Raw genomic sequence first — 6,000 nt, forward strand, 5'->3', positions numbered from 1 at the left:
ACAAAGAGTAAAGAAAAAGCTTGTGATTCCTATCAATCTGGATAGATTGGTTAAAGGATCAAGCTAAGAATTTCCCATTTTTAGGGTGTTTTTGCGGCCTAAAAAGAGCGCTGCTCATTTCTTATTCAAGTGTTTTTTGTGATCTTTATTCTAACGATGTTTTGAACACCTCCCTTTTTATTTCAGTTTTTCAGTTTTCCCTGCACCACTCATTTTCCAGCCGTCTTTTGCTGGCGTGTTATTATTCCCATCGACTCCAAATAAAAAAAACCACTCAAAGCGAGAGTGGTTTTCATGGCGTACTTAAGCTTATTGCAAACTATTGTGGATTGAGTGCAATTAACTTTTGAGTTCTGGCAATGGCATCGTTCAGTTTGAGCTGTTTATACGCTTCTAACTGAATGTGTAATGATTTGCGAGCCGCTTCAGTGTCTGGATACGTTTTTTGTAGCTCCTGAGCACGGTTGATAGCCGCAATCCAAGATTCACGGCGTAAGTAAAAATCAGCTGTGGCAAGGTCATATTCAGCCAGTCTATTTTTTAACGCGAATAAGCGTTTATGAGCATCTTCTGCATAAGGGCTTGTTGGGTAGCGTTGCAGCAGTTTCTTAAAATCAGCAAACGCAGCTTTTACCGGTTCTGGATCACGATCCGCGCGATCGACATTAAATAGGTCATGCATGAAGTTGCGATCTTGCGCCATATGCGTCAAACCACGCATGTAGAGTACCCAATCCATTTTTTCATGGGTTGGATTCAAACGGGTAAAGCGTTCAATGGTCGCTAAACCTAACGCAAGATCATCGTTTTTGTAGTAAGCGTAAATAAGGTCAAGTTGAACTTGTTCTGAATACGCGCCGAAGGGATAACGTGAATCTAACGCCTCAAGTTTTTGAATGGCCGTTAACCAGTTACCAGTTTGCAGTGAGGTTTGTGCTTCTGAGTATAATTCAGAAGGCGGCACATCAGGGACAATCTCTTCGCTGCTTGAACAGCCAAATAACAGTGATAATGCGAGTAAGCCTGATAAAGTGTGGTGTTTCATGACAGGAGTCGTTTCCTTGAATTAATGCTTCTTAATTGAGTGCGTAATCGCTTTACAAATCGTTTCGTTACTTTCTTAGCAGTAACAGATACAATGACGCCATATTTTATCCATACTAGACGCTATTAGTCTCACGGTTTTTAAAAAAGTTCGATATGGCTCAGCAGATTGAATTAACAAATACAGTAAAAGATAGCCAGTTAGGTCAACGTTTAGACCAAGCTGTCGCTGAATTATTCGCAGATTTCTCTCGTTCACGTCTAAAAGAGTGGCTTTTAGAAGGCAAAGTTCAGGTCAATGATGAGGTGATCACTAAACCAAGAACGAAAGTCATGGGGGGAGAAATCATTACGGTCCAAGCCGAGCTTGAAGATGAAGAGCGTTGGGAAGCGCAAGATATACCTTTAAATATCGTGTATGAAGATGACGATATTATGGTCATCAACAAACCACGAGATTTTGTCGTTCATCCAGGCGCGGGTACTCCAGATGGCACAGTCTTAAATGCACTGTTGTTCCACTATCCAGCTATTGCAGAAGTACCTCGTGCGGGGATTGTGCATCGTTTGGATAAAGATACGACTGGTTTAATGGTGGTCGCTAAAACGGTTCCTGCACAAACACACTTAGTTCGAGCGTTGCAAAAGCGTAAGATTACGCGTGAATATGAAGCGATTGTGATCGGTACTATGACTGCTGGTGGGATGATCGATAAGCCGATTGGCCGCCACTCAACAAAACGTACATTGATGGCGGTAAGCCCGATGGGTAAACCAGCGGTAACTCACTATCGTGTGGCCGAGCATTTTCGTGAACATACGCGACTTCGTTTGCGTTTAGAAACGGGCCGTACTCACCAAATTCGTGTGCATATGTCATATTTGCAGCATCCTTTGCTTGGGGATACCGCCTATGGTGGCCGCGCTCGCATTCCGAAAGGGGCAACGCAAGAGCTGACCGATATGATCCGTGGTTTTGATCGTCAGGCTTTGCATGCCGTTATGCTTCGACTTGAGCATCCTGTGACTGGTGAAATGCTAGAATTTCATGCGCCAGTACCTGACGATATGATCATTATGGCGGAAGCTTTACGCGTAGATACTAAGTTGAATAAAAAAGACGAGTTCTAATGCAGAAGATCATCCCTAACTGGAATGCACCTAAACATGTAAAAGCTTTCTCCTCGACTAGAGTCGGTGGCTTTTCGTTAGCTCCTTATCAAGGGCTGAATTTAGGCATGCATGTTGGGGATGATCCTTTATCCGTTGAAAAAAATCGCCAATGGCTAACGCAGCAAGCGGCGATGCCCTCTGAACCTATTTGGCTTGAACAAACGCATTCAACACAAGTGCTAGAGGTTACTCAACCTACTCAGCAGATTCTGAGTGCCGATGGTGTTTTTACCCACCAGCATAATGTGATTTGTTCTGTAATGACCGCTGATTGCTTACCTGTTCTACTCACTAATCACCAAGGCAGCGAAGTGGCTGCAGTTCATGCTGGTTGGCGCGGTTTAGCTAATGGGATACTCGAAAATGCGCTCGCCAAATTTTCTAGTGATATCCTAGCTTGGCTCGGTCCTGCTATCGGTCCTACGGCATTTGAAGTCGGTGATGATGTATACCATGCCTTTGTTGATCAAAATACCAAAGCAAAGGCCGCATTTTCTCTTCAAGAGAATGGAAAATGGCTAGCAAATATTGCACAGTTAGCCACGTTAAGGTTGCATCAATGCGGTGTTTCAGAAATATCAGATAGCGGCCTTTGTACCTTCCATAATCCTCATCAGTTTTATTCCTATCGACGCGACGGAATCACAGGTCGCCAAGCTTCATTTATTTGGATCGAAGAGTAACTTACGCAAGATCAATCTTCCCTAACTTGCCCCTTGAAAAAGCACTAGTACGTAGCCATCTTTAGCTACGTAAGATTAGTTTCTCAATTAAGGTGAGGAAAGTTGGTATGCGTCTTGATCGATTTACAAGCAAATTTCAAATTGCCATTTCTGATGCTCAATCATTGGCATTAGGCCGTGATCATCAATATATCGAGCCTGTTCATTTGATGGTGGCATTGCTCGATCAAAATGGCAGTCCAATTCGTCCACTTCTTACTATGTTAAGTGTGGACGTTATGCAATTGCGCTCGAAGCTCAGTGAGATATTAGACCGTTTGCCAAAAGTTAGCGGTATCGGTGGTGATGTTCAGCTTTCTAGCGCAATGGGTACTATGTTCAATTTGTGCGATAAACTCGCGCAAAAACGGCAAGATTCCTACATTTCTTCGGAAGTGTTTTTGCTAGCCGCACTAGAAGATAAGGGCGCGCTTGGTCAATTACTCAAAGAAATAGGGCTCACCGAGAAAAAAGTTTCTGAAGCAATAGAAAAAGTGCGTGGAGGTCAGAAAGTGAATGATCCAAATGCAGAAGAGCTAAGACAAGCGCTTGAGAAATTCACAATAGATCTAACTGAACGAGCGGAACAAGGCAAACTTGATCCTGTCATCGGCCGTGATGACGAAATTCGTCGTACCATTCAAGTATTGCAACGCCGGACCAAAAACAACCCAGTAATCATAGGTGAGCCTGGTGTTGGTAAAACAGCGATTGTGGAAGGGTTAGCACAGCGCATCATTAATAATGAGGTACCTGAAGGTCTACGTGGTCGTCGAGTATTGTCATTAGACATGGGGTCTTTGGTCGCAGGGGCTAAGTATCGTGGTGAATTTGAAGAACGCTTAAAATCGGTGCTTAACGAGCTAGCGAAAGAAGAGGGTAATGTCATCCTCTTTATTGATGAATTGCACACTATGGTCGGTGCAGGTCGAGGCGAAGGCGCAATGGATGCGGGGAATATGCTTAAGCCCGCTCTGGCTCGAGGAGATCTACACTGCGTCGGTGCGACCACTTTAGACGAATATCGTCAATATATAGAGAAAGATCCGGCACTTGAGCGACGTTTCCAAAAGGTACTGGTTGATGAACCTAGCGTAGAAGACACAGTAGCTATTTTGCGTGGTTTGAAAGAGCGTTATGAGCTCCATCACCATGTGGAGATCACCGATCCCGCTATTGTTGCTGCTGCGAGCTTATCGCACCGTTATATTTCTGATCGCCAGTTGCCCGATAAAGCGATTGACTTGATCGATGAAGCCGCTTCAAGTATTCGAATGCAAATAGATTCAAAGCCAGAATCTTTAGATAAGCTTGAGCGCAAAATTATTCAGCTGAAAATTGAGCAACAAGCGCTAACGAATGAACACGATGAAGCGAGTGAAAAACGCTTACAGGTGTTAAACGAAGAGTTAAAAGTGAAAGAGCGCGAGTTTGCTGAGCTGGAAGAAGTTTGGAATGCGGAAAAAGCAGCTCTTTCGGGTACTCAGCATATTAAGTCCGAATTAGAGCAAGCGCGTATGGATATGGATTTCGCACGTAGAGCGGGTGACTTGAACCGTATGTCAGAACTTCAATATGGCCGAATTCCTGAACTTGAAAAGCAGCTCGACCTTGCAACCCAAGCTGAAATGCAAGAGATGACTTTGCTACGCAACAAAGTAACTGATGTAGAAATTGCGGAAGTGCTTTCAAAGCAAACTGGTATTCCAGTTTCTAAAATGCTGGAAGCTGAGAAAGAAAAACTGCTGCAAATGGAGGATGCGCTGCATCAACGAGTTATCGGACAAGTTGAAGCCGTCGAAGTGGTATCAAATGCGATTCGCCGTAGCCGAGCTGGGTTATCTGATCCAAATAGACCGATTGGTTCCTTCTTATTCTTAGGGCCAACTGGTGTGGGTAAAACTGAATTGTGTAAAACACTCGCAAACTTTATGTTTGATAGTGAAGATGCCATGGTGCGAATCGACATGTCTGAGTTTATGGAAAAACACTCAGTAGCGCGATTAGTCGGCGCGCCTCCAGGTTATGTGGGCTACGAAGAGGGTGGCTACTTGACCGAGGCTATTCGTCGTAAACCGTACTCGGTTATCTTGTTGGATGAAGTTGAGAAAGCACACCCTGATGTCTTTAATATCCTGCTACAGGTATTAGATGATGGGCGCTTAACTGATGGACAAGGACGCACAGTTGATTTTCGTAATACAGTGGTAATTATGACCTCAAACTTAGGGTCTTCACAAATTCAAGAAAAATTCGCAAGCTTGGATTATGAAGGCATTAAAAAAGAGGTAATGGAGATTGTAGGTAAACATTTTAGACCAGAGTTCTTAAACCGAGTGGATGAAAGTGTAGTATTCCATCCGTTGGCGCAAGAACAAATTAAATCGATCGCTTCTATTCAATTAGCCCGTCTTGGTAAACGAATGGAAGAGAAAGGTTATCAGCTTGAGGTATCTGAAAAAGCGTTAGAGCTGATTTCTCAAGTTGGGTTTGATCCTGTTTACGGAGCAAGACCATTGAAACGCGCGATTCAACAAAGCGTTGAAAATCCATTAGCGAAAGAAATCTTGGCAGGAAGAATCCTACCGGATAAAAAAGTTAAGCTAGTTGTTAGCAATGACCAAATTATTGCTCATCAAGACTAAACATTTACATTCAAAAGGGCCAGAAATGGCCCTTTTTGTTTGAAAATCACTCTCATTGGTTCTTTTGTGAGCTGTTGGTTCGTTTTTATGAGAAAGTTTCATTTTAAGACTTGTGTCCTTCTCTAAACTACCTATAATGCGCCTCGTTGTCAGGGCAGTGCTAGTTACTTCTGCTGGTAACAGATGGACACTTGTTTAAAAGAAATAATCGATAAAGTGTTTGACACTTAAGGTTATATCGCTAGAATGTTCGTCCGCTTTGAATGCTTTTAGGTAAGCATCCAAGCAAGCTCTTTAACAATATAAACCTATCAATCTGTGTGGGCACTCGTTGATGATAATCAAAAAAGATTTATCAATGAACTGAGTGACCAATCAGAATCAAGTTTACTTGATTTTGGCACAGTCAATTCATT

General features: G+C 43.1%; 4 protein-coding genes. 3 read left to right on the forward strand and 1 reads right to left on the reverse strand.

Annotated features, from left to right (window positions below):
• Window positions 1–319: 319 nt before the first annotated feature.
• On the reverse strand, window positions 320–1,045 hold the full coding sequence (gene bamD / locus AACV32_RS04770) for an outer membrane protein assembly factor BamD (RefSeq protein ID WP_017048833.1): 726 nt from the start codon (window positions 1,043–1,045) through the stop codon (window positions 320–322).
• Between the two features lie 155 nt (window positions 1,046–1,200).
• Between bamD and rluD the strand changes: the two genes are divergently transcribed.
• The 3 genes from rluD (at window position 1,201) to clpB (ending at window position 5,584) form a co-directional block, all read left to right on the forward strand.
• Window positions 1,201–2,175 carry a 23S rRNA pseudouridine(1911/1915/1917) synthase RluD gene (gene rluD / locus AACV32_RS04775; protein ID WP_017048834.1) on the forward strand — a complete coding sequence of 325 codons (975 nt, stop codon included), beginning with the start codon at window positions 1,201–1,203 and terminating at the stop codon, window positions 2,173–2,175.
• Window positions 2,175–2,900, forward strand: a complete 726-nt coding sequence (gene pgeF, locus AACV32_RS04780) for a peptidoglycan editing factor PgeF (protein WP_026028350.1) — start codon at window positions 2,175–2,177, stop codon at window positions 2,898–2,900. The genes rluD and pgeF overlap by 1 nt, the downstream gene beginning before the upstream one ends.
• Window positions 2,901–3,007: 107 nt before the next feature.
• Window positions 3,008–5,584 carry an ATP-dependent chaperone ClpB gene (clpB, locus tag AACV32_RS04785; RefSeq protein WP_026027339.1) on the forward strand — a complete coding sequence of 859 codons (2,577 nt, stop codon included), beginning with the start codon at window positions 3,008–3,010 and terminating at the stop codon, window positions 5,582–5,584.
• Window positions 5,585–6,000: the final 416 nt, after the last annotated feature.

Source organism: Vibrio sp. B7 (assembly GCF_963888765.1).
Classification (GTDB): Bacteria; Pseudomonadota; Gammaproteobacteria; order Enterobacterales; family Vibrionaceae; genus Vibrio; species Vibrio anguillarum.

Coding starts and splice junctions, on each gene's coding strand:
- pgeF (WP_026028350.1), top strand. CDS start 2,175: ATGCAGAAGATCATCCCTAACTGGAATGCACCTAAACATGTAAAAGCT.
- clpB (WP_026027339.1), top strand. CDS start 3,008: ATGCGTCTTGATCGATTTACAAGCAAATTTCAAATTGCCATTTCTGAT.
- rluD (WP_017048834.1), top strand. CDS start 1,201: ATGGCTCAGCAGATTGAATTAACAAATACAGTAAAAGATAGCCAGTTA.
- bamD (WP_017048833.1), bottom strand. CDS start 1,045: ATGAAACACCACACTTTATCAGGCTTACTCGCATTATCACTGTTATTT.